Annotated in this window: 16 protein-coding genes; 12 read left to right on the top strand and 4 right to left on the bottom strand. The window is 58.1% G+C overall.

Annotated elements, in window-relative coordinates; translation table 11 throughout:
- Positions 1-10 precede the first annotated feature (10 nt).
- The 3 genes from glf to ACP7BS_RS09840 are packed head-to-tail and all read left to right on the top strand — an operon-like array spanning position 11 to position 7,829.
- The gene (gene glf / locus ACP7BS_RS09850) at positions 11-2,362 is read left to right on the top strand and encodes a UDP-galactopyranose mutase (RefSeq protein WP_426237855.1); all 2,352 of its coding nucleotides are present in this window, start codon (positions 11-13) and stop codon (positions 2,360-2,362) included.
- A complete protein-coding gene (locus ACP7BS_RS09845; protein WP_426237853.1) occupies positions 2,359-5,589 on the top strand; it encodes a glycosyltransferase in 3,231 nt (1,076 codons plus the stop codon). The genes glf and ACP7BS_RS09845 overlap by 4 nt, the downstream gene beginning before the upstream one ends.
- Positions 5,586-7,829 (top strand): glycosyltransferase, encoded by a 2,244-nt coding sequence (locus ACP7BS_RS09840; protein WP_426237852.1) that lies wholly within the window; start codon positions 5,586-5,588, stop codon positions 7,827-7,829. Before ACP7BS_RS09845 ends, ACP7BS_RS09840 begins: the two co-directional genes overlap by 4 nt.
- A 358-nt stretch (positions 7,830-8,187) precedes the next feature.
- Here ACP7BS_RS09840 and minE read toward each other — a convergent pair whose 3' ends face one another.
- Genes minE through minC form a run of 3 tightly spaced genes read right to left on the bottom strand, consistent with a single transcriptional unit; the run spans position 8,188 to position 10,032 of the window.
- Positions 8,188-8,451, bottom strand: a complete 264-nt coding sequence (minE, locus tag ACP7BS_RS09835; RefSeq protein ID WP_426230517.1) for a cell division topological specificity factor MinE — start codon at positions 8,449-8,451, stop codon at positions 8,188-8,190.
- On the bottom strand, positions 8,448-9,263 hold the full coding sequence (minD, locus tag ACP7BS_RS09830; protein ID WP_426230516.1) for a septum site-determining protein MinD: 816 nt from the start codon (positions 9,261-9,263) through the stop codon (positions 8,448-8,450). The genes minE and minD overlap by 4 nt, the downstream gene beginning before the upstream one ends.
- A 34-nt stretch (positions 9,264-9,297) precedes the next feature.
- Complete coding sequence (minC, locus tag ACP7BS_RS09825) at positions 9,298-10,032, bottom strand: septum site-determining protein MinC (RefSeq protein WP_426238069.1); 735 nt, start codon at positions 10,030-10,032, stop codon at positions 9,298-9,300.
- Positions 10,033-10,753: 721 nt separating this feature from the next.
- Between minC and ACP7BS_RS09820 the strand changes: the two genes are divergently transcribed.
- The 5 genes from ACP7BS_RS09820 to ACP7BS_RS09800 all read left to right on the top strand — a co-directional run bounded on the left by ACP7BS_RS09820 (position 10,754) and on the right by ACP7BS_RS09800 (position 17,526).
- Complete coding sequence (locus tag ACP7BS_RS09820) at positions 10,754-11,968, top strand: GTP-binding protein (RefSeq protein ID WP_426230515.1); 1,215 nt, start codon at positions 10,754-10,756, stop codon at positions 11,966-11,968.
- A 30-nt stretch (positions 11,969-11,998) separates the two neighbouring features.
- On the top strand, positions 11,999-12,307 hold the full coding sequence (locus ACP7BS_RS09815) for a hypothetical protein (protein WP_426230514.1): 309 nt from the start codon (positions 11,999-12,001) through the stop codon (positions 12,305-12,307).
- A gap of 31 nt (positions 12,308-12,338) precedes the next feature.
- Positions 12,339-14,483, top strand: a complete 2,145-nt coding sequence (locus ACP7BS_RS09810) for a peptidase domain-containing ABC transporter (protein ID WP_426230513.1) — start codon at positions 12,339-12,341, stop codon at positions 14,481-14,483.
- Positions 14,480-15,889 (top strand): HlyD family type I secretion periplasmic adaptor subunit, encoded by a 1,410-nt coding sequence (locus tag ACP7BS_RS09805; protein WP_426230512.1) that lies wholly within the window; start codon positions 14,480-14,482, stop codon positions 15,887-15,889. The genes ACP7BS_RS09810 and ACP7BS_RS09805 overlap by 4 nt, the downstream gene beginning before the upstream one ends.
- Before the next feature lie 221 nt (positions 15,890-16,110).
- Entirely contained in the window at positions 16,111-17,526 is a 1,416-nt protein-coding gene (locus tag ACP7BS_RS09800) for an LLM class flavin-dependent oxidoreductase (protein WP_426230511.1), read from the top strand.
- 252 nt (positions 17,527-17,778) lie between these two features.
- Here ACP7BS_RS09800 and ACP7BS_RS09795 read toward each other — a convergent pair whose 3' ends face one another.
- A complete protein-coding gene (locus tag ACP7BS_RS09795; protein ID WP_426230760.1) occupies positions 17,779-18,801 on the bottom strand; it encodes a LacI family DNA-binding transcriptional regulator in 1,023 nt (340 codons plus the stop codon).
- A 277-nt stretch (positions 18,802-19,078) separates the two neighbouring features.
- On the opposite strand from ACP7BS_RS09795, the gene ACP7BS_RS09790 reads away from it, so the two are divergent.
- From ACP7BS_RS09790 to ACP7BS_RS09775, 4 genes are all read left to right on the top strand, one after another.
- The gene (locus ACP7BS_RS09790; RefSeq protein ID WP_426237851.1) at positions 19,079-20,416 is read left to right on the top strand and encodes an ABC transporter substrate-binding protein; all 1,338 of its coding nucleotides are present in this window, start codon (positions 19,079-19,081) and stop codon (positions 20,414-20,416) included.
- Positions 20,417-20,513: 97 nt separating this feature from the next.
- Positions 20,514-21,461: a carbohydrate ABC transporter permease gene (locus ACP7BS_RS09785; RefSeq protein WP_426230509.1), complete on the top strand. Its 948-nt coding sequence runs from the start codon at positions 20,514-20,516 to the stop codon at positions 21,459-21,461.
- Positions 21,458-22,399: a carbohydrate ABC transporter permease gene (locus ACP7BS_RS09780; RefSeq protein ID WP_426237850.1), complete on the top strand. Its 942-nt coding sequence runs from the start codon at positions 21,458-21,460 to the stop codon at positions 22,397-22,399. Before ACP7BS_RS09785 ends, ACP7BS_RS09780 begins: the two co-directional genes overlap by 4 nt.
- Positions 22,396-22,584, top strand: a complete 189-nt coding sequence (locus tag ACP7BS_RS09775) for a hypothetical protein (RefSeq protein WP_426237849.1) — start codon at positions 22,396-22,398, stop codon at positions 22,582-22,584. The genes ACP7BS_RS09780 and ACP7BS_RS09775 overlap by 4 nt, the downstream gene beginning before the upstream one ends.

Genomic DNA, 22,584 nt, shown 5'->3' with positions numbered 1-22,584 from the left:
CGGATGTGCAATGAATCTCTCCAGTTCGTTTTTTCAAGCGTCGCACGCAGAATCTGACCGCAACGCGCCGCTGATTTGTTTCTCTCATTTACGCTGGGACTTCGTGTTGCAGCGTCCGCAACATCTGATGGGTCGCTTTGCCAGCGATCGCCAGGTCTTCTTCTTTGAAGAGTTCATTCCGACAGACCATCATCTTGCCTATCTGGAAATCCACCCTTTCGAAGGTACGACTGTCAAGGCCGTTCGTCCGCGTATTCCGCATGGGTGGAACGAATCCGATCGTGAAAAGGCGCTGAGTAAACTCCTTGATGACCTCCTGACGCTGAACAACGCGACACGTCCGATCCTGTGGTTCTATACGCCGATGATGTACAATTTTGCCCGTCATGTGGATGCGGCGGCGGTCGTGTACGACTGCATGGACGAATTGGCAAACTTCAAATTCGCACCGCTCCGCCTGAAGGAAACAGAAGCGGCCTTGATTGCCCGCGCCGATGTGGTTTTCACCGGAGGACACAGTCTGTACGAGGCCAAGCGCCATCTGCACGACAACATTCACCCTTTTCCGTCGAGCGTCGATGTCAACCATTTTCAAGCGGCCAGACGTGACCGCAAGGAGCCATCCGATCAAGGATCCGTCACAGGCCCGAAGCTTGGCTACTATGGTGTCATCGACGAGCGCCTCGATCTTGCCCTGATCGGTGCCGTGGCGAAATCCAGACCTAACATGTCGTTCATCCTCATCGGCCCCGTCGCCAAGATCGCTTCCGAGGACCTGCCCAAGGCTTCGAACATTCATTATCTCGGCCAAAAGAGGTATGATGAATTGCCGGCCTATCTTTCGGGATGGGATGCCGCCCTGATGCCGTTTGCCATGAACGAAGCGACAAAGTTCATCAGCCCGACCAAGACTCCTGAATATCTTGCTGCCGGACGTCCGGTCGTCAGTACCCCGATTAGGGACGTCGTGCGCCATTACGCAAGTTGTGAAGGCGTGTTCATTGCTGAAGATGCGGATAGCTTTGCAGCTGCGTGCGATGAGGCGCTTGCTCTGAAGACGTCCGGTACCGATTGGCTTGCATCGGTCGATACCATGCTGTCAGGTTCATCCTGGGACCAAATGTTTTTGGCAATGAATGCGTTGATTGACGAGGCCGTGACGCGGCGCCTCGTACCGGAGCAACCTGCAAAACGGAACTATCGCGATCGATCCGGGACCAAGCCTGCAGCCAATTACGATTACATGATTGTCGGGGCAGGGTTTGCCGGTTCGGTCCTGGCCGAGAGGCTTGCGTCCGCCGACAACAAGCGGGTGCTTGTCTGCGACCGGCGCCCGCACATCGCCGGTAATGCCTATGATTTCCACAATGACGACGGCATTCTCATTCACCAATATGGTCCGCATATCTTCCACACCAACAGCGAAGAGATTTTCAATTACCTATCGCGCTTCACTGCCTGGAGATCCTACGAGCACCGGGTACTCGCCGATGTTGGCGGTCGTCAACTGCCTGTGCCTATCAACAGAACGACGCTGAATGAGCTTTACGGCGTCGATCTCCGCGACGAGGAGCAGGCAGCACAGTTTCTAGCCGGCCGGGCCGAGCCCTGCAATCCGATCGTGACGTCGAAGGATGTGGTGGTGTCGCAGGTTGGCAGCGATCTCTACCGGACGTTCTTCGAGGGTTACACCCGCAAGCAATGGGGGCTAGATCCCTCGCAGCTCGACAAAGCCGTGACGGCGCGGGTGCCGACACGGACCAGTACGGATGACCGCTATTTTCTCGATACTTATCAGGCTATGCCGCTTCATGGTTATACCCACATGTTCGAAAAAATGCTCGACCACGAGAACATTACGGTCATGACCGGCACGGAATATGCGGACATCCGCAGAGAAAATCTGGCGGCGCATACGATCTTTACCGGACCGATCGACGAGTATTTCGATTATCGTTTCGGCCGATTGCCTTATCGCAGCCTGAAGTTCCAGCACGAAACACGCGACACCCGGCGCATGCTTCCGGTCGGCGTCGTCAATTTTCCATCGGAGTCCGTACCTTACACCCGGATAACCGAGTATAAGCACCTGACAGGGCAGGTTCATCCGAAGACCAGTATTTGCTATGAATTCGCCTGTGCTGACGGAGATCCCTATTACCCGATCCCCAGGCCGGAAAACCAGGCACTCTACAAGCAATACGAGGCGTTGGCTCGTGAGCGCAGTGACGTCACTTTTGTCGGCCGGCTGGGAACTTATAAATATTACAATATGGATCAGGTTGTGGGCCAGGCGCTGGCGACGTACCGCCGGATGACGAAGGCCGTGTCAAGCGATGCCGTGGCTGCCAACGTCCAATGACCAGCATACGTCCCCGGATTGTTCTTGCGACGGATAGCCTCGATCCATCCGGCATGGGCGAGCACATGCTGTTGCTTGGGCGGGCGCTTCAACTGCAATTCGACGTAACGCTGGCGGGCGTTGACGCCGAATTGCTCAGCCGAGCCGCTCGTTGCGGGCTTACGATCAAAGCTATCGACGACAACGACACCTTCACGGCTTGGCTGCGCTCCCATGGCGCATCTTTGCTCCACGTCCACGCCGGCATTGGTTGGGAAGGCCACGAGGTCGCCAGAGCTGGGGCTGCGGGCGGTATCCCTGTCATCCGCACGGACCATCTTCCCTATCTTCTGACCGATAGCGACCAGAAGGCAGACTACGAGCGCGAAAGCCAGATTCTCTCGCACCATATCGTCGTTTCAGACGCATCGCGTTCAAGTTTCACAAATAATGGTACCGACCCTCGTCGCATGACCGTCGTTCGGAACGGGATTTTCGCATTGGAAGCAGACGGCAGGCCAGAAAAGGCCGCGCCGGAGCTCGCTGGAAAAACGGTGCTTCTTACGGTCGCGCGTTTTTCCAAGCAGAAGGATCACGCTACTCTGATCAGGGCAATGCCAACGGTTCTTGCAAGATGCCCTTCAGCCGTCCTGCTTCTTGTCGGGAGGGGCGAGGAAATGGAGATTGTTCAGGCGCTCGTCGAGGATTTGGGACTCGACCCGCATGTCCGGTTTCTGGGGCATCGCACCGATATCGCCGAGCTGATGGCCAGTGCTGATCTCTTTGTCCTCCCATCGCAATTTGAGGGACTACCGTTGGCGCTGCTCGAAGCGATGTCGCTCGCACTGCCTGTCGTTGCAACCCGGATTGGCGGTACTGTCGAGGCACTGGGACCGGATTATCCGTTCTTTGCGGACAGCGGAAATCCCGCTTCTTTGGCTGGTGCGATCATTAAGGCTCTAGATCACCCCGATCAGGCGAAAACAGCAGCGCAAGACGCCCGGCAGTGTTTCCAGACCGAATTTTCAGCGCAGCGGATGGCGGATGAGACCGCCACCGTCTACCGGCGCTTTCTGTCAGCCCAAGAAGACGAAACACAAGGACATGCTTCCATGAACAAGATACGCATCGGCTTCATTGGCGTCGGTGGCATTGCCCAGCGGCACCTCGATATTCTGGCCGGTTTCGAAGATGTGTCACTGGTGGCCTTTGCCGACCCGGACTTCGAGCGTGCCGCACAAGCCGCATCTCGATTTGGCGCGAAGGCATTCGAAAGCCATAGGACGATGCTGGAACAAGAGGCGCTCGACGCGGTCTATATCTGCATTCCGCCCTTCGCCCATGGTGAGGCCGAACGGGATTTGATTGCCCGCGGTATCCCTTTCTTTGTCGAAAAACCGATCACGCTCGATATCGGCCTGGCCGAAGAATTGTCGGCCGCGATCCAAGAGGCAAAGCTGATCACAGCTGTGGGATACCACTGGCGATACCTCGATACCGTCGAAGAGGCGCGCACGCTTTTGGCCGGCAACCCTGCCCAGCTTCTTTCTGGCTATTGGCTGGACCAGACCCCCCCGCCGCAATGGTGGTGGAAGTCCGATCGGTCCGGCGGCCAGATGGTCGAGCAGACGACGCATATCGTCGATCTTGCGCGCTATCTGATCGGAGAAGTGACGGAGGTCTATGGTCGCGTAGGGTTCAAGGACCGCCCTGAATTCCCCGGCTTCAACGTACCAGCCGTCACTACGGCAAGCCTCACCTTTCAGTCCGGGGTGATTGCCAACATATCCTCGACATGCCTTCTCGGCTGGAGCCACAAGGTTGGCTTGAATATCTTTGCCGACCGGCTGGCAATAGAACTGACCGACCATGATATCATGGTCGATGTGGGTTCCGGCAGGCCCGTGAGGCATGCCGAAGGCGATCCGGTCTGGCGCGAAGATCGCGATTTCATCGATGCCGTGCGCGGTGGAGAAAATCACATTCGCTGCACCTACGAAGATGCGCTGGCAACACACCGGCTGGCGCTCGCAGTTGAAACTTCAGCACGCAGCGGCGAGCCGATCAGGCTCGACGCACCTGTCGTGGGCCGCAACTCGACCGCGCCGCTTCAGCACCAGGTACAAACGCAGGCTCCTCGAGGGCTGCCGCCCGGCCATCGTCATATTCGCTCGCTGGGGATCCAAAGCCCGGGAAGGGCATTCTTTACAGAGTACGAAGAGGGGCCACCCGCCGACGGCCAGGTCCGGCTGGATACGCTCTACACCGGTTTTTCCGCTGGAACCGAATTGACCTTCATGAAGAATACCAACCCATATTTCCACTCCCGTTTCGACGGCGGCCGTGGCGTATTCATCGAAAACCAGCCTGATCTGCATTATCCCGTTCCATTCCTTGGCTATATGGAAGTGGCCCGGGTATCGGAATCGAAAGCCACCGGTTTTGAAAACGGTGGCGTTCTTGCCACGACCTATGCGCACAAGAGCGGCCACACGGCCGATCCGTTCCATGACATGCTCGTGCCGCTGCCGGCCGACGTCGATCCCATTCTCGGCGTTTTCGTCGCGCAGATGGGGCCGATTGCGGCCAATGGCATTCTGCATGCCGATGCGGATGTGCTCGGGAGCAACGTTCACAGTCTCGGATCCGGTATTGCGGGCCGTCAGGTGGTGGTCCTCGGTGCCGGCACGGTCGGTTTGATGACGGCGCTGTTCGCACAGAAACTGGGCGCGTCAGGTGTCATCATCGCCGACCCTTCGGAGTTTCGACGCGGCAAAGCCAAGGCTATGGGCCTGATGGCCATGAGTGAGGAGGACGTCTGGCAGCACGCGAAAGCAAGCTGGCACAACGGTGGCAGTGACCGAGGCGCCGATGTCGTCTTCCAGACGCGCGCCCATTCCCGCAGCCTGCATGTGGCGCTGAAAGCGTTGCGTCTCCAGGGTACCGTAATCGATCTTGCCTTCTATCAGGGTGGGGCCGATGCGCTGCGGCTGGGCGAGGAATTTCATCACAACGGCCTTAACATTCGCTGCGCCCAGATCAATCGCGTGCCGCGTGGTCTGGCGCCGCTTTGGGACAGACGCCGGCTCTCAGGAGAAACCGTGCAACTTATGAGGAGCCACGGTAGCCTGATCCGTGAACATATGATTACCCATATCGTGCCATTCGACGACGGTCCAAGATTCCTCGCCGATCTTGTAGAAAACCGGCCCGAATTTTTGCAGATCGTTTTCAAGGTCCAGGAATGAGTCCGATCGAGCCGCCCATTCGTATCCTGTTCGTCTTCGCATGGTTGGTGGTCGGCGGCGAGGAAACCGAGGTCCGCCTCCTCGCCCGCAACCTCGACCGTGCCCGCTACAAGCTCGATGTTGTGGCGTGTTTCCGCAAACCAAACATGCCGGAACAAACACATGCACAACTGCAGGCACTCGGTGTTGACGTGGACACGACGCCCTACGAACTGTCGTTCCAGGATACGGTGTCCTATCTTGCAAGCAAGATATCGGGATACGATGTTGTCGTTTCCTGTCAGAATGTTGCCGACATCTATCCGGCGCTCGAACGCATTCACCTGCGCCCGCCTTTGATAGAGCATGGCGGCCTTGTGTCGGAAGCCCTCGCAGGGCCGAAGCATTTTACCCATCGCTATGTCGGTGTATGCCGGTCCATCCGCGACGCCGCAGCCTCGGTGATGCGGGGGCGGGAGAACGACGCTATCGAAATCCCTTCGATGGTCGATCTGTCGGAGTTCGATCCTTTTCAACGGGCTGGCATGCGCGCGTCGCTGGGCATTGCGGAAAGCGACATCCTAATCGCATGGGTGGGCCGTCTCGACCCCAAGAAAAACGTTGAGGATTTCATCGAAGCTGCGGCGATCGTGCATGTCCAAGATGTAAATGCGCGATTCATGATCGTCGGCGGACCGGACGCATTCATGCCGGACTATGCCGTGAAATTGAAATCGCTCGCAGTCGCCCGTGGATTGGCCGGCGTGCTGACTTTCCTGGGGGACCGCAAGGACATTCCGGCCCTACTGTCGGCCGCTGATATTTTCACCTGGCTGTCGAGGGGCGAGGGCATGCCGCATGTGATCGCAGAGGCTGGTGCTGCATACCTGCCAGTGATCGCAACGCCAGACAATGGCGCCTTGCAACAGATTGACGACGGCGTATCCGGTTTGTTTGTACCCTATGGAGATCCGGACTCCGTGGCTGCAGCTATGAAAAAGTTGATTTCGTCGGCCGCGTTGCGCAGCAGGCTTGGCCAGACTTTACGTTCCAAAGTGGAAACCTATTACAGTGCTGGCGCCGTCGTACCACAGTGGGAGAGGCTCATTGAGCAGGTTGCGTCAGAGCGAAAACAGGGTGGGCCAACCGGGCTTTTCAAGTCCTTTTTGCAAGGCGGATTCGAGTGTTCCACGCACCGGCTGCGTGCACGTGAGGGCGAGACGGTCGGAAAGCGGCTGGATGTGATCGCGGCAACCGGCCATGACGTCTACGCCGCAAGCGACTATTCGCAGCTTGCCCGGCACTCAATCCGCACCGTTCGAGACGGGCTGCGCTGGCATCTGATCGAAACGAGCGCTGGAGAATACGACTGGTCGAGCTTCCTGCCCATGCTTAAGGCGGCAAACGAGACCGGAACCCAGGTGATCTGGGATCTGCTGCATTACGGCTGGCCTGACGACGTCGATGTCTGGTCACCGAATTTCATCGCGCGTTTTGCGCATTTTGCCGGGGCTGCAGCAAGGGTCGTTCGCGACAATAGCGATGCGGTGCCGTTTTACTCTCCCGTCAACGAAATCTCATTTTTCTCCTGGGGCGGCGGGGATGCCGGTTACCTCAATCCATTTGCCAATGGACGCGGTTTCGAATTGAAGGTTCAACTGGCGCGCGGTTCGGTTGCTGCTATGGAGGCTGTTCTTGCGGTCGATCCGAGAGCCCGGTTCGTTCACTGCGACCCGGTCATCAACGTCGTCACCGATCCGGCCCGTCAATGGGAGCGGCGCGTTGCCGAAGGTCACCGTCAATCCCAATATCAAGGTTGGGACCTGATCGCCGGCCGGATGTGGCCGCAGATCGGGGGTGCGGAAAAATATCTCGATATCGTTGGGGTCAACTACTACCACAACAACCAATGGATTCATGGCGGGCCGCCTATCGACATGGATCACCCGCTTTACAAGCCGCTGCGGACGATCTTGATCGAAACCTACGCCCGGTATGGCAAGCCGGTCTTTATCGCGGAGACAGGGATCGAGGCGGAGCGGCGTGCAAGCTGGATTACCTACGTCTACGCCGAGGTCCGTGCGGCGATGAAGGCCGGGGTCCCAATCGAAGGCATATGTCTTTACCCCATTATCAGTCATCTTGGATGGGACGACGAGCGGCCTTGCGATAACGGCCTGTTGTCGGCGCAGTTCGAAAAATCAGGGCGACAGGAGTATGAGCCGCTGGCTCGTGCGTTGCGCGCGGCGCGGCAGCAATAAGATGCTGAATGGGGGAGGCTTGAAAGAACGGCAACGCGGCGCGTGGGACCCCTCAACGGTGAAAAGCCCCCCTCCACGCCTGGAGCTGAGGTCGATAACTGCAAAGCGCCCTGCGGGTGCTTTGCAGACTGTTCTTGCCTGGCATGCTCGGGGCACGGCGCGATTGACGCCGCAGAAATGCGGTATGTTAATATTTCGCTATCCAGCTGTGTCCCAGGCCGCGAGGGAGCGCTTTGTCTGCAGCGACGGAATCTAGCTGAAAAAGTAAATGCGACTGGACGGCGCCTTTTGGAAAGCTGCCATTTTCAGGAATTTTTCAGCGTTTCAGCGCGCCGGTGGACAGTGTAGTCGGCGGCCGTCAGGCCGCCTTCCTTGCTGCATCAAACGGAATTTCGACATCGACAACGAGCGTCGAGACCTGGATGCCGCGCTCCAATTTGACGCTGACTTTGTCGCTGTCGACCTGCATATGCTTGGAGATCGCACGAAGGATCTCGTCGCGCAACTTGGTGACGAGGTCTGAATCTCCGGTTGAGGCACGGTCATGGGCAAGAAGCACTTGGAGCCGCTCGCGAGCGGCAGGTGCAGATTGCGATCGGGAAAACAATCCGAAAAGGTTCATGCCGCTTTCCTTCCGAAGATCTTGCCGAAGAAACCTCGCTTCTCTCCCGGAATGGTGACCGGCAGTGTTTCACCTTTCAGCCGCCGGGCGGCCTCGAAATAGGCCATCGCCGGGGCGCTACGCCCATCCGCCAGAGTAACAGGAGCGCCCACGTTGGAGGCGCGCAGGACATCCATGCTCTCTGGGATGATACCGAGGAGCGGGATCGACAAAATCTCAAGCACGTCATCCACCTTGAGCATGTCGCCACGATCTGCGCGCGCCGAGTCGTAGCGGGTCAGCAGCAGGTGTTTCTCCATCGGCTCGCCATTCTCGGCTTTCAACGTCTTGGAATCGAGCAGACCAATGATACGGTCTGAATCGCGGACCGAAGAAACTTCGGGGTTGGTTACGACGATCGCCACGTCAGCATGACGCATGGCAAGGGTTGCGCCACGCTCGATGCCGGCAGGGCTGTCACAGATAACCCAGTCGAAAGCACTTCTGAGTGAGGAGATAACCTTCTCGACGCCTTCAGCAGTGAGATTCTCCTTGTCACGGGTTTGCGACGCCGGCAGCAGATAGAGTGTTTCCACCCGCTTGTCCCGGATCAGCGCTTGCGTCAGCTTGGCTTCGCCCTGGATGACGTTGACGAGGTCATAAACCACGCGTCTTTCCGCCCCCATCACCAGGTCAAGATTGCGTAGCCCGACGTCGAAATCGACCACCACGACCTTGTCGCCACTCTGTGCCAGTGCTGCGCCCAATGCAGCAGTCGATGTCGTCTTGCCGACGCCACCCTTGCCCGACGTCACCACGATTACCTTGCCCATTTACCTCTCCAATTCAGTAGGAATACGTCTTTGATTAGCTGAGAGCTTCAGCTTTGATCGTTTCGCCTTCGAGCCAGATGTGGACTGCTTTTCCGCGCAGCCCTGGCTCCATGTCCTCGGCAGTTAGATAAAAACCGTCGATTGCAATCAGCTCAGCTTCAAGTTTCCGGCAAAAGATGCGCGCCGAAGAATTGCCCATGGTCCCCGCCATCGCACGTCCACGCAGTGCGCCGTAAATATGGATTGATCCGCCCGCGACCACTTCTGCGCCCGAGGCGACCGAACCAACGATGGTCACGTCCCCTTCAGGGTAGTGGCGCGATTGTCCCGAGCGCACCGGTTGACTGACAACAATCGACGGCATCGCTTTGGGCAATGTCGGGGCACAGGTGAGCGGGTTTTCGGGAGGATCTTCCTTTTCAGCGTTTTCGCTGGCAGGTACTTCGACGTCTGAAGCCGGGCGCCCGTCCGTCATCGCGGGCGGTAGGTCCGGGCCGAGTAATGAGGATCGAGCGCCTTCGATCCCCATGATTCGGACATTCCGCATACCAAGCTGATTGACGAGATCTCGTAGCTCGGCGCGCTCGATCTCCAGTCCTTGCACGTCGAGTACAATCGGCCGGCGCAAGAAGAATCCGGCGGAACGGGCGGCTAGGTGGTCGAGCTGGACCAGCCAGGCGTCAAGCGGCAGTTCGGGTGTCAGCGCAAGCGCGAGGAAGGAACGTCCCTTGAGACGGATCGGTCGGGGTTCTGTTAACACATCATTCAACTTGGTAAATTTTCTGTTGCTCCGGTGTAGTGAGAAAGTGGTTAACGGAAGGTTAACGAGATATTGCGCGGTCTCTTTCGACGCTGTCATCAGAGCCATCGCTTACGGCCCTTTTGCTGCAAAATCGGCCTTGGCAGGCGTTCAAAAAAATCTCGTCATTCCGGGCTTTCTTTCCGGCGGAACGGATACGAGCGCCGACCCCGGGAACTGAAGCTGGCATGGGGTATCAACTAGCCCGCAGTTCCTCGAATCGACGCGTGTTCGAACGCTGCCTTTCCGGCGGCGATTTGACGTGTGCCAAAGCCGGGTTTCTCGCCTGGGCTGGTTTGCCATCGTTGTTAAGCTGGCAACCCTCATCACATCGGGGGATACCGACACGGTAGAGACTACTCCCGATTGGTGCGGTTCGCGAACGCGAGAAAGTTGGCAAGATAGGCGAAGTAAATCAGTCTCACACGGACCAGGGGGCGGTTCCACATGTTGAGAAGCCACGTGAAGAGTGACAAGCGTCTGAGTATGTCGGTAATGCCGGGACAGCTTTTTCACCTCCTGAACCACAACCGTCAATCCGGGCGGGCTTTCGTCATCTCTCGGCGGCAATCGTGTGTCCGCCTATGGAGCAGCCGGCCTGTTCAAGGCGGGCAGATATTGCAAATCGGACCCACGTTTATGCCACCTTCCGACCGAAGCGGGCGGCGAAACGAGAGAGGAACGGGCTCGGATGAACGGTGATAACCGGCTGCCTGTGACCGTCCTTGCAGGCTTTCTTGGCGCAGGAAAGACCACCATCCTCAATCATGTCTTGCGCAATCGCGATGGCCTGCGTGTGGCGGTTCTGGTCAACGACATGAGCGAGATCAATATCGATGCAGACCTTGTTCGCGACGGCGGTGCTGAACTTTCGCGAACGGATGAGACATTGGTCGAGCTTACGAACGGCTGCATTTGCTGCACTCTACGCGATGACCTGCTGAGTGAAGTCCGCCGGCTCGCGGTGGAGGGCCGGTTCGACTACCTGTTAATCGAGGCAACGGGCATTGCGGAACCCTTGCCGATCGCGGCTACCTTCTCCTTCCGAGATGAAACGGGTGCGGCACTTAGCGATATCGCCCGCCTCGACACGATGGTCTCTGTCGTCGATGCGGTCAATCTGATGACAGACTATTCCAGCGCCGACCTCCTCAGCGATCGCGGCGAAACGCGCGCTGATGACGACAAGCGAACGCTGGTCGATCTTCTGGTCGAACAGATCGAATTCGCGGATGTCGTCATTATAAACAAGATTTCCGAGGTGACCCAAGAGACGCGAAACGCTCTTCGCCGCGTCGTTGCGGCGCTCAATCCCGATGCGCGCGTGATCGAAACGGACTTCGGCCATCTGCCGCTGTCGGTGATTCTCGATACTGGCCTTTTCAGCGAGGCCAAATCGGCCCGCCATCCGCTGTGGCACAAGGAGCTTTACGGGTGGGGAGACCACGTGCCCGAAACTGAAGAATATGGCATATCGAGCTTTGTCTACAGGGCCCGCCGGCCTTTCGATCCGTCCAAACTCAAGGATTTCCTCGGCCGGGAATGGCCTGGCCTCATCCGGGCTAAGGGACACTTCTGGCTCGCCACCCGGCCCGACTGGATCGGCCTGTTGTCGATCGCAGGCGTGCAACATCGGATCGAATCGAAGGGGCTATGGTGGGCGACAGTTCCGAAGGGGCACTGGCCTCGTCATCCGCAATTTCTTGCGTTGCTGGACAAGAACTGGAGCGCCCTTTGGGGTGACCGCCGGCAGGAGCTTGTCTTCATAGGAGCGGGTCTTTGCGAAAGTGCCATCCGCGCTGCGCTCGATGACTGCCTGATCGGATCAGAGAATGGATTTGATCCGCAGGCCGCGCACGATCTCCACGACCCGTTCCCGCCTTGGGAGCACGCTCACGCCGCCTGAAGGACCTAACCCTCAACCTGGGAGACGACAATGAACAACGAACTATATGCCGATGGCATCGGTGAAATCACCGTTACCGGAACGATTGTGCGGATCGACCTGATGTCGCTTTCACCGACCGAACGCGATGCCAACAACAATCCCAAACCCGTCTTTCGCCAGCGGATCATCATGCCGGTAGACGCTTTCGCCAATGCCGTCGACCTCATGCAGAAAGCATTGGGCGGTCTGGTCGAGGCGGGTGCGGTTCGCAGGGTTGCAGACATCGCGCAAATTCCGCAGAGCGATGCCGCGCAACAACCGCCGCTGTCGGCAAACGCGTCCCCTAATTTCAACTGACCGGTAACAGAGCCATCGCTCAAGTGAGGCCATGAGTACACTCGCGCACACAAATCTCCAGTGCTTGGCACTGGTTGGCCGCCATCATGGGGTCGATCTTTCACCCGAAAGGTTGCTGCACGACTACGCCGTCGGCGAACAGGCGGTGCCCATGCGGCAACTCCTGCGGATGGCGAAAGATGCCGGGCTGAAAGCAAAAAACCTCAAAATGACCTGGCGGTCGCTGTTTCAACTCGGCGACGCCTTTCCGGTGCTTGCCGAGCTAGAAAACGGCAATTGGGTCGTTATCGCCGGCGCGACGGGCAGCGGCGAGGACGAGATGGTCCGTGTTCTCGACCCGTTGGCACAACGTCCGGAATTCCTCTTGCTGAACCAGGAGCAATTTCTCAAACACTGGCGCGGCTCAGCAATTCTGGTCAAACGCAACTATCGTCTGTCCGACACCGATCAGCCATTTGGCTTTCGCTGGTTTGTTCCGGAAATCGTGCGTCAGCGCAGCCTGCTTCGCGATGTTGCGCTGGCCGCGTTCGTCCTTTACGGGCTCGGTCTTGCAACACCGATCTTTTTTCAACTCGTCATCGACAAGGTTCTCGTCCATCAGAGCTACGCGACGCTTGCAGTTCTGACCATCGGCATCGCCATTGCTCTCGTCTTCGACGCAGCCTTCACTTTCCTGCGCCGCTATCTGCTGCTTTATGCCACCAACAAGATCGACATCAGGATCGCGACACGCACCTTCGGCCACCTCCTCAATCTTCCGATCGCGCTGTTCGAGCACGCCTCGGCCGGGGTACTGGTGAAGCATATGCAACAGACGGGACGTATCCGTGAATTTCTCACGGGCCGCCTGTTTCTAACGCTTCTCGACGCGCTTTCGCTTTTGGTCTTCATACCGATCCTGGTTCTCTACAGCGTCAAGCTGACCTTTGTCGTGCTGGGTTTCGCTGCGCTTGTCGGCCTTGTGGTCATGTTGCTTGTCGGACCGTTTCAGCGGCGTCTCCAGGCTCTCTACCAGGCCGAAGGCGAGCGGCAGGCGCTGTTGGTCGAAACCGTCCACGGAATGCGCACCGTCAAGTCTCTGGCGCTTGAACCGCGTCAGCGCCAGGTGTGGGATGACCGTTCCGCCCAGGCGATCTCCGTGCGCTTTCGCGTCGATAAGATTTCGACCGTCGCACAGGCACTGACGGGGCTTCTGGAGAAATTGATGAGCGTCGCCATCATCGGCCTTGGCGCGCTTGACGTGTTCAGCGGCACCATGACGATCGGCGCGCTGGTCGCCTTCAACATGCTTGCCGGACGGGTTTCCGGTCCGCTCGTCCAGATCGTCACGATGGTGCACGAGTATCAGGAAGTGGCACTCTCAGTGCGCATGCTCGGTGAAATCATGAATCAGCGCCCCGAACAGTTCGGGCGAGGCCGGGGGATCAGGCCCCAACTGAAGGGCCGCATCGAGTTTGACAAGGTGACGTTCCGCTACGGGCCGGATGGCGCGCCGGCGCTTGACGACGTGTCTTTCACGGTTCCCGCCGGCTCGGTCTTCGGCATCGTTGGAAGAAGCGGATCCGGAAAAACGACCGTCACCCGCTTAATCCAGGGCCTGTATCAGAACCAGCAGGGGTTGGTCCGGATCGACGGCTATGACAGCCGGGAAATCGATCTGGTCCATCTGCGCTCCAGCATCGGCGTAGTGCTACAGGACAATTTCCTTTTCCGTGGATCTGTTCGCGAAAACATCGCCGCCGCCAAGCCCGATGCAAGCATCGAAGAGATCATCGAGGTCGCGCGCATTGCCGGCGCCGAAGAATTCATCGAACGGCTGCCGCGAGGCTTTGAATCCATGTTGGAGGAAAATGCCTCGAACCTTTCCGGTGGTCAAAAGCAGCGCTTGGCCATCGCCCGCGCACTGATTACCAATCCAAAACTGCTGATCCTGGACGAGGCGACCAGCGCGCTAGACCCAGACAGCGAAGCGATATTGCGGCAGAATTTGAGCAAGATCGCCGAGGGTCGTACCGTGATCATCGTCTCGCATCGCCTATCGACGCTCGTCGATGCCGATGCGATTCTGGTGGTCGATCGCGGGAAGATCGCCGATATCGGCCGCCACGATCAACTCGTTTCTCGCTGCATAACCTATCGCCACCTTTGGTCGCAGCAAACAAGGCAATCCGCATGAACGCGCGCCCGGAAAAGCTCCATGAGAATCTCCCTGTTCCGGTCCCAAAGCCGGGCAGGGAAATCGTCAACAAACAGCCACTGCCGCCCGCTTTCGCTGAGTTCCAGTCCGACGCGGTCGAACTGGAGGAGCGCGTCCCTCCGAAAATTGCTCGAATGACGCTCTATGGCATCACAGCGCTGATCTGCACTGCCGTCACCTGGGCATCCGTCTCCAAGATCGACGAGGTGGTGATCGCGCCCGGTAAGTTGATTACCACCCGTCCGACCATCATCGTTCAACCGCTCGAAACCTCGATCATCCGCACGATCGATGTCACCACCGGCGAGATCGTCAAGGCGGGTCAGACGCTGGCAACGCTGGACGCAACGTTCAGCCAATCCGACGTCGATCAGCGGCGTGCCCAATATGCGGCCCTTGATGCCCAGGTCAAGCGGATCACCGCCGAGATCGGCCATGCGGACTACGCGAAATTGGCTGGAGGCTCCCCTGACGAACAGCTGCAGGTCCAGCTTTTTGCCCAGCGCCACGCCTTCTACACCGCCCAATTGCAGAATTTCGATCAGCAAATCGCTGGGCAGGCTGCCGCGATTGAAGCCGGTAAGAACCAAGAGACGGTCCTTACGAGCCGCCGCGAAAACCTGATCCTGATCGAAAACGCCCGCGAGACGCTCTACAAAAACGACACAGGGTCCCTCGTGGCGTTCCTCGTATCGCGCGATGCCCGGCTTGATGTCGATACGGATATCTCCGCGCTGCACGGCAAGGCTGCGGAGGCGGGGCATTCTCTGGCCAAGCTGACAGCCGATCGGCAAGCGTTCATTGAAGACTTCCGGCGCGCATCGATGGACAAGCTCGTTGAATTGCGCAACCAGCGCGATACGGTGGGCGAAGAACTAAAGAAGATGGAACTGCGCCGCAACATGGTCACGTTAACGGCGCCTGAAGACGCCGTCGTCCTGGACCTTGCGCAACGATCGGTCGGTTCCGTAGTGCGCGAAGCCGAACCGATCGTAACGCTCGTTCCACTGAACGTTCCACTCGAGGCGGAGGTCTCTATCAGTTCGCAGGATATCGGCCGGGTCGCCGTCGACAAGGAGGCGCGGGTCAAGCTGGATGCCTATCCATTCCAGAAATACGGTACCGTCACAGGCACGGTCAGGACCATCAGCCGCGATGCTTTCCCTCCGCCTGAAAAAGCAGCTGGCGCCGACCAGCCTGCAGGTACATTTTTCAAAGCGCGGGTCTTGCTTTCCAGCACGCTTCTGCAGGCCCCCGGCGAACCTGTCCGGCTTTTGCCAGGCATGACCGTCACGGCCGAGCTCAAGGTCGGGAGCCGTACGGTTATTTCCTATTTCCTGTATCCCCTGCTGCGCGGGCTGGACACCGCCATTCGCGAGCCTTGAAGCTTGCCATCCTCTTATCGTTTGTGCGGCACGACAGCACTGATGCGCCGGCGGCTCGGCCTCCTGAGCTTGCCGCTTTGAATGAGGTCAGGGTGAACTGGAAATCGATTTCACTTATTAGAGCATAAAAAACATAGATTGTCTGTATTGATGGACGTTTGTGGCTATTTTGTCCGGTTGTGGCTGCATTCGAATGCTGCCTTTGGAAACCGGAGATATCCATGGCCCGTCAAATCCGCTTCAACGCCTTCGACATGAATTGCGTTGGCCACCAATCGCCGGGATTGTGGTCGCATCCGCGCGACAAGTCGTGGAAATACAAGGATCTCGACTATTGGCAGGATCTGGCCCGCACGCTTGAGCGCGGCATCTTTGATGGTGTCTTCATTGCCGACGTCATCGGCTACTACGATGTCTACAAGGGCTCGAACTATCACGCGATCCACCAGGCGGCCCAGATTCCGGTGAACGATCCGCTGCAGCTCGCTGCACCGATCGCGCTCGCCACCGAGCACCTCGGTATCGGCATCACGGCATCGACATCGTTCGAACACCCCTACACCTTCGCCCGCCGGTTGGCGACGGCCGACCACCACACCAAGGGCCGGGTCGGCTGGAACATCGTGACGTCCTACCTGGAGAGCGGCGCCAAGAATATCGGCCAAGGCGGGCTGCGTGGCCATGACAATCGCTACGAGGTCGCCAACGAATATGTTGAGGTGCTCTACAAGCTGTTCGAAGGCAGTTGGGAGGAAGGCGCGGTTCTGCGCGACCGGGACAAGCGGATATTCACAGACCCGACCAAGGTTCACGAGATCGGCCACAAGGGCAAGTATTTTGATGTGCCCGGGTATCACCTCAGCGAGCCTTCACCGCAGCGGACACCGGTTCTCTATCAAGCCGGAGCGTCGGGACCGGGCAAGACTTTCGCCGCTGGCCATGCCGAATGCATCTTCGTCGCGGCCCCGACGAAATCGGTGCTCAAGGGCTATGTCGCCGACATTCGCGAACGCATCGCTCAGGCGGGCCGCGATCCGAACAAAGTGTTCATCTACACGCTAATTACCATCATTACCGACGACACCGAAGAGAAGGCGCAGAGAAAGTTCGAGGAATACAAGAGCTACGTCTCCTATGATGGCTCGCTGACCTTCATGTCTGGCTGGAGCGGCATCGATTTTGGCCAGTATGCGCCGACGGATGTAGTGGAGAAGATCGAGACAAACGCGATTCATTCCTTCGTCGAGCACATTGCCGGCGGTGACAAATCGTGGACGATCGATGAACTCGCGCAGTTCGGCGGTATCGGCGGCATGGGCCCCGTCTTTGTCGGCTCGCCTGAGCGGATTGCCGATATTTTGCAGGAATGGGTCGAGGATACCGGCGTAGATGGCTTCAACATCGCCTATGCTGTGACACCGGACAGCTTCGAGGATGTCGTCGGCCATATCGTGCCGGAACTGCAAAAGCGCGGTGCATATCCGACAGTCTATAAGCCGGGAACACTGAGAGAAAAGCTCTTCGGGGAGGGCCCCTATCTGCCTAAGACCCATCCGGCCGACGGCTACCGCGACATCGAGGCGGTCAAGCGGCGCGAGCTGCAGGCCGAGCACAAGCTTAAGACGGTGGGTGCGTGAGGGGCGACGCGCTTCTCGAATGGTGCGCAAAACTGGGCGATTTTGTGCAACACCACCCGGAAACAAGCGCAGGGACTGCAATGAGCCAGCCAGTCTGGTGCGGGACGCAGAGCCATTAACGCAAGGACCGAACTGGAGATGCGAAGTTTGAGGTTTTCGGAGCGCATTTGGACAAAGGCGAATTCGGCCGGCAATCAGGGGCAGGCGTCGCCGGCAGTAACAATCGGCTCAACGGTGAGCGGCACGGCAATCTCAGAGGTTCTCCTTCAGCAAGACTTCGATCCTGATTTTTTCCTGGGCGGCAATCGGGTCGCGCAGGTCGGCGCGGGCGCGCATGATACGGACAGCGCTGCGCACGGCATGGCCGGGGTCCTGCGCAATGATGGCGTCGATGCGGCCTGTGCGCAGGGCTTCCTCGCTGAAAGGTGTGCGTTCGTGAACGACGACAGTGACTTTTTGCAGGTCGGCGTGTTGCGAGATGGCCGAGACCGGAATCCGGCTTTCCGGACTGAGCACATAGGCAGCCCTGATGTCGTGATGGCGTTCGACGACATTTTGAATGATTGCCGCAGCCCGGCCCTGGTCACCATAGGTCTCAAGCGATGGCAAGGCGCGCAGGTGCGGGAACTGCTCGTTAATGATGCTGTCGAAACCGCGACGGCGTTCGATGCTGTCTCGTGCCACCATGGTTTCGGCGACAATCATGATCTTTCCGGGCTCGTTGCCGAGGAAGCGTCCGATGATCCGGCCGGCCGTCGCCCCGGCAGCGAAATTGTCGACGCCGACAAAATCGGCCGTCTTCAACTTTTCCTGGCCGGACAGAAACTGCACAAGATGAATTCCCCGCGTCATTAGACGGCTCAAAGCGTCGCGCACCTGCGGTGATTCCGGCGCCATGACGGCGACGCCATCCACTTCATCGGTTTCTATCGCCGCCAGATGCCGCGACAGCTGGTAGGGATCGTCGGTTGGAATCTGATCAACGGTAATTTCCGTCAGATCGGACTTGAGCGTCCGGCGGGCTTCGCTGACACGGTGCAGCAATTCCTGCAGATACTGATCTCCCTTGCTCGGTAAGACGAAGCGAAACCGGTAGATTTTATTGCGGGCAAGAGCCACCGCAGCAAGATTGCGGACAAAGCCAATTTTTTCAATGGCCTCATGCACCCTGCGCGCGGCCTTGGCACTGACATTCGGCCTGTCGTTCAATACCCGGTCGACAGTTGCCAGGCTGACACCGGCGGCTTCTGCCAGATCCTTCGCGGTGGGTCGTATCATCTGGTGTCTTCCGTTCTTACGCTTTGACCGATCTCGTTTTCCAACAGTCCGCGCAAAAAAGCAAGAAATTGAAGTGCGCACCTCAAAATCGACTTGCGTTGAGGTGCGCACCTCAGTTATACCATGACAACGACGGCGGCAAAGAGGGCCGACTGGCCGCAAAGCTGGTGTTGGAGGGAAGGTTTGGTCGCAGGGCTGGCCTTTGCATCGTGCTCGTCAAGAGCGCTCAGGCACGTGCCGATGGAGGTCGGAGTGTCACTAGGGAGGAGATTTCATGCCACGTTCATTTCTGAAATCGGCATTTGCGGCAGGCGTCGTGACCGGGCTTGTGTCACTGGGAGCCACAACTTCGGCGCAGGCGGAAGATTTGACTTTGTGCTGGGCAGCTTGGGATCCGGCCAATGCCCTGGTTTCGCTCAGCAAGGATTTTGAGGCCAAGTCCGGCCACAAAATGAGTTTCGAATTCGTGCCCTGGCCAAACTTCGCAGACCGCATGCTCAACGAGCTGAATTCCGGCGGCAAGCTGTGCGATCTGATGATCGGTGACAGCCAGTGGATCGGCGGCGCCGCCGAAAACGGTCAATATGTGAAGCTCAATGACTTCTTTGACAAAGAAGGCATCAAGATGAGCGATTTCATTCCGGCGACGGTTACCGGCTATTCCGAATGGCCCAAGGGAACACCGAACTATTGGGCGCTTCCCGCCTTCGGTGATGTCGTCGGCTGGAGCTACCGCAAGGACTGGTTCTCGCGGCCCGAGCTAAAGGCGGAGTTCAAGCAGAAATATGGCCACGAGCTCGCGGTCCCGAAAACCTTCGAAGAGCTGAAGCATATCGCGGAATTCTTCCAAGGTCGTGTGATTGACGGCAAGACGGTCTATGGCGCCGCGATCTATACCGAGCGCGGCTCCGAAGGCATCACCATGGGCGCGATGGACGTGCTCTACAGCTATGGTTTCGAATACCAGAACCCCGACAAGCCTTACGAACTCGAAGGATACGTCAATTCCGACAAATCGGTAAAGGGCCTGGAATTCTACAAGGAGCTCTACAATTGCTGCGCTCCTCCAGGCTCGTCCGACGCCTATATGTCAGAAAACATCGACGCCTATAAATCCGGTCAGGTAGCGTTGCAGATGAACTTTGCCTTTACCTGGCCTGGCATCAATGCCGACCCCAATGTCGGCGGCGACAAGTCCGGCTATTTCCCCAATCCCGCAGGCCCGGATGGCAAGCAGTTTGCCCAACTCGGCGGCCAGGGCATTTCGGTGGTCGCCGTTTCCGAAAAGCAGGATGCAGCCCTTGAATACATCAAGTGGTTTGCCCAGCCTGACGTCCAGGCCAAATGGTGGCAGTTGGGTGGTTATTCGGCTTTGCGTGCGGTGGTCGAGGATCCGGGCTTTGCCAAAAGTCAGCCTTACGCCCAGACCTTCCTCGATTCCATGGCAATCGTAAAGGACTTCTGGGCCGAGCCGTCCTATGCCTCGCTGCTGCAGGCATCGCAAAAACGCTTCCACAACTACGTAGTCGCCGGGCAAGGCACGGCCAAGGACGCGCTTGACGGGCTTGCCGCCGACTGGAAGACGATCTTCGAAGACGAAGGCAAATACTAGACACTGGCCGTGTGACCTCCCTGCGGGGTGTCTGTGCAGGACCGGCCGATAGCAGCCGGTCCTGCGAACTATGCTGCTTCTGACTTAGGGGAATAAGATGCTCGATTCACCGGCTGATCGGGCCGTGGGCGAAAAGTCGCCTGTCGTGTCCAAGCGCAGTCAAGGGCTTTCGGACAGAGCGATCGCCTGGCTGTTCGTAGCGCCATCGATCTTTCTGCTGCTCGCCGTCAACATCTTCCCTTTGATCTGGACAGTACGGCTGAGCTTTACCAATTTCCGCGTCAATCGCCCCAATGCCGAGGTCCAGTTCGTCGGGTTGAAAAATTACATCAGCGTCCTCACCGACGGGGATATCTGGCAGACGATGCAGGCGACGGCCCATTTCCTGATCTGGACGATCGTCCTCCAGGTCCTGATCGGCTTCGCACTCGCCTACCTCATCAACAAGAAATTCCGCGGCAACGACATGTGGACGACGATTATCGTCCTGCCGATGATGTTGAGCCCGGCAGTCGTCGGGAACTTCTGGACATTCCTCTACCAACCGCAAATCGGCCTGTTCAACTACGCGGTCGGCTACCTCACCGGAACGGATCCTTCCGCCTTCTCGATGATCGGCGACGTCTCCCTCGCGCCCTGGGCGATCATCATCGTCGATACGTGGATGTGGACACCGTTCGTCATGCTGATCTGCCTGGCGGGCCTGCGTTCCATTCCCAGCAGTATCTATGAAGCGGCCGAGTGCGACCGCGCCAGCAAATGGCGGCAGTTTTGGACAATTACCATCCCGATGGTGTTGCCGTTCCTGATGCTGGCGGTGCTTTTCCGCGGCATCGAAAACTTCAAGATGTTCGACCTCGTGGTTCAGCTGACCGGGGGAGGGCCGGGGTCAATCACTGAACTGACGTCCATCAACCTCAAGCGGGAAGCCTTTGAGAAGTGGCGCACTGGATATGCGTCGGCCTATGCGGTGATCCTTTTCGTAACAGTCTTCGGCCTCGCTTCGATCTATGTCAAAGCCCTGAACAAGGTGAAACAAAGATGAGCAGCTATTCCGCTACAGAACCTTCGGCTCGTCAGAAATGGGCTGCCGGAACGCTTGTCGTCATCTATGCCCTGATCACGATCCTGCCGCTGCTGTGGATCATCGCGACGAGCTTCAAGTCGCCGTCGGATGCCATTGCCTATCCGCCCAAGACCCTCTTCGAGCCGACCCTGGAAGGCTATGTCAACCTGTTCACCACCCGCACCCGGGCGACAGAGCAGGACTTGAAGGAACTCGGCGAGCCGAACACTTGGTATGACCGGATCGTGCGCAAGGATGGTTTCATCATAGCCGGACCGTCGCGCTTCCTGGAACGGTTTTCTAATTCCATGATCATCGGTTTCGGCTCGACCGTTCTGTGCATCGTGCTTGGCACGGCGGCAGCCTATGCCTTCTCCCGTTTCAAAGTCCCGCTCAAGGACGACCTGCTATTCTTCATCCTGTCGACGCGCATGATGCCGCCGATCGCCGTTGCCATCCCGATCTTCTTGATGTTCCGGTCTCTCGGGCTCAACGACACCCATGCCGGCATGATCCTGCTCTATACGGCCGTCAACCTTTCACTGGCGGTCTGGCTCCTCAAGGGGTTCATCGACGAGATTCCAATCGAGTACGAAGAGGCGGCGCTGATCGACGGCTACACGCGCTTCCAGGCGTTTTACAAGGTCGTGCTGCCGCAGGCGATGACCGGCATCGCATCGACAGCGATCTTCTGCCTGATCTTTGCCTGGAATGAATATGCCTTTGCGGTTCTTTTGACCTCAGGCACCGCCCAGACCGCACCACCTTTCATTCCCACCATCATCGGTGTCGGCGGCCAGGATTGGCCGGCCGTTGCCGCAGGCGCGACGCTGTTTCTCGTGCCCGTGATGATTTTTACAATTGTCCTTCGCAAGCATCTGCTGCGCGGCATAACTTTTGGAGCAGTCCGCAAATGACGGAATTCGTAAAGGGACTGCGTGGGTTTCGTCGCGGCGCCTGGGAGATGGTCGCATCGATTCTCATCGCGCTCGGCGTTTTCATGCTGATGCAGCCGTTCTCCCTGTCACTGTACTCCGCATCCTTCATCGTCACCCTGGTGGGCACAGTGATGTTCATCATCGTCAGTCATTTTCCGGAGTAA

Source organism: Pararhizobium sp. DWP1-1-3 (assembly GCF_049896125.1).
In the GTDB taxonomy this organism is placed as follows: Bacteria; Pseudomonadota; Alphaproteobacteria; order Rhizobiales; family Rhizobiaceae; genus Pararhizobium.
The sequence above is the reverse complement of the archived record's forward strand: the minus strand, read 5'-3'. Positions and strand labels throughout refer to the sequence as shown.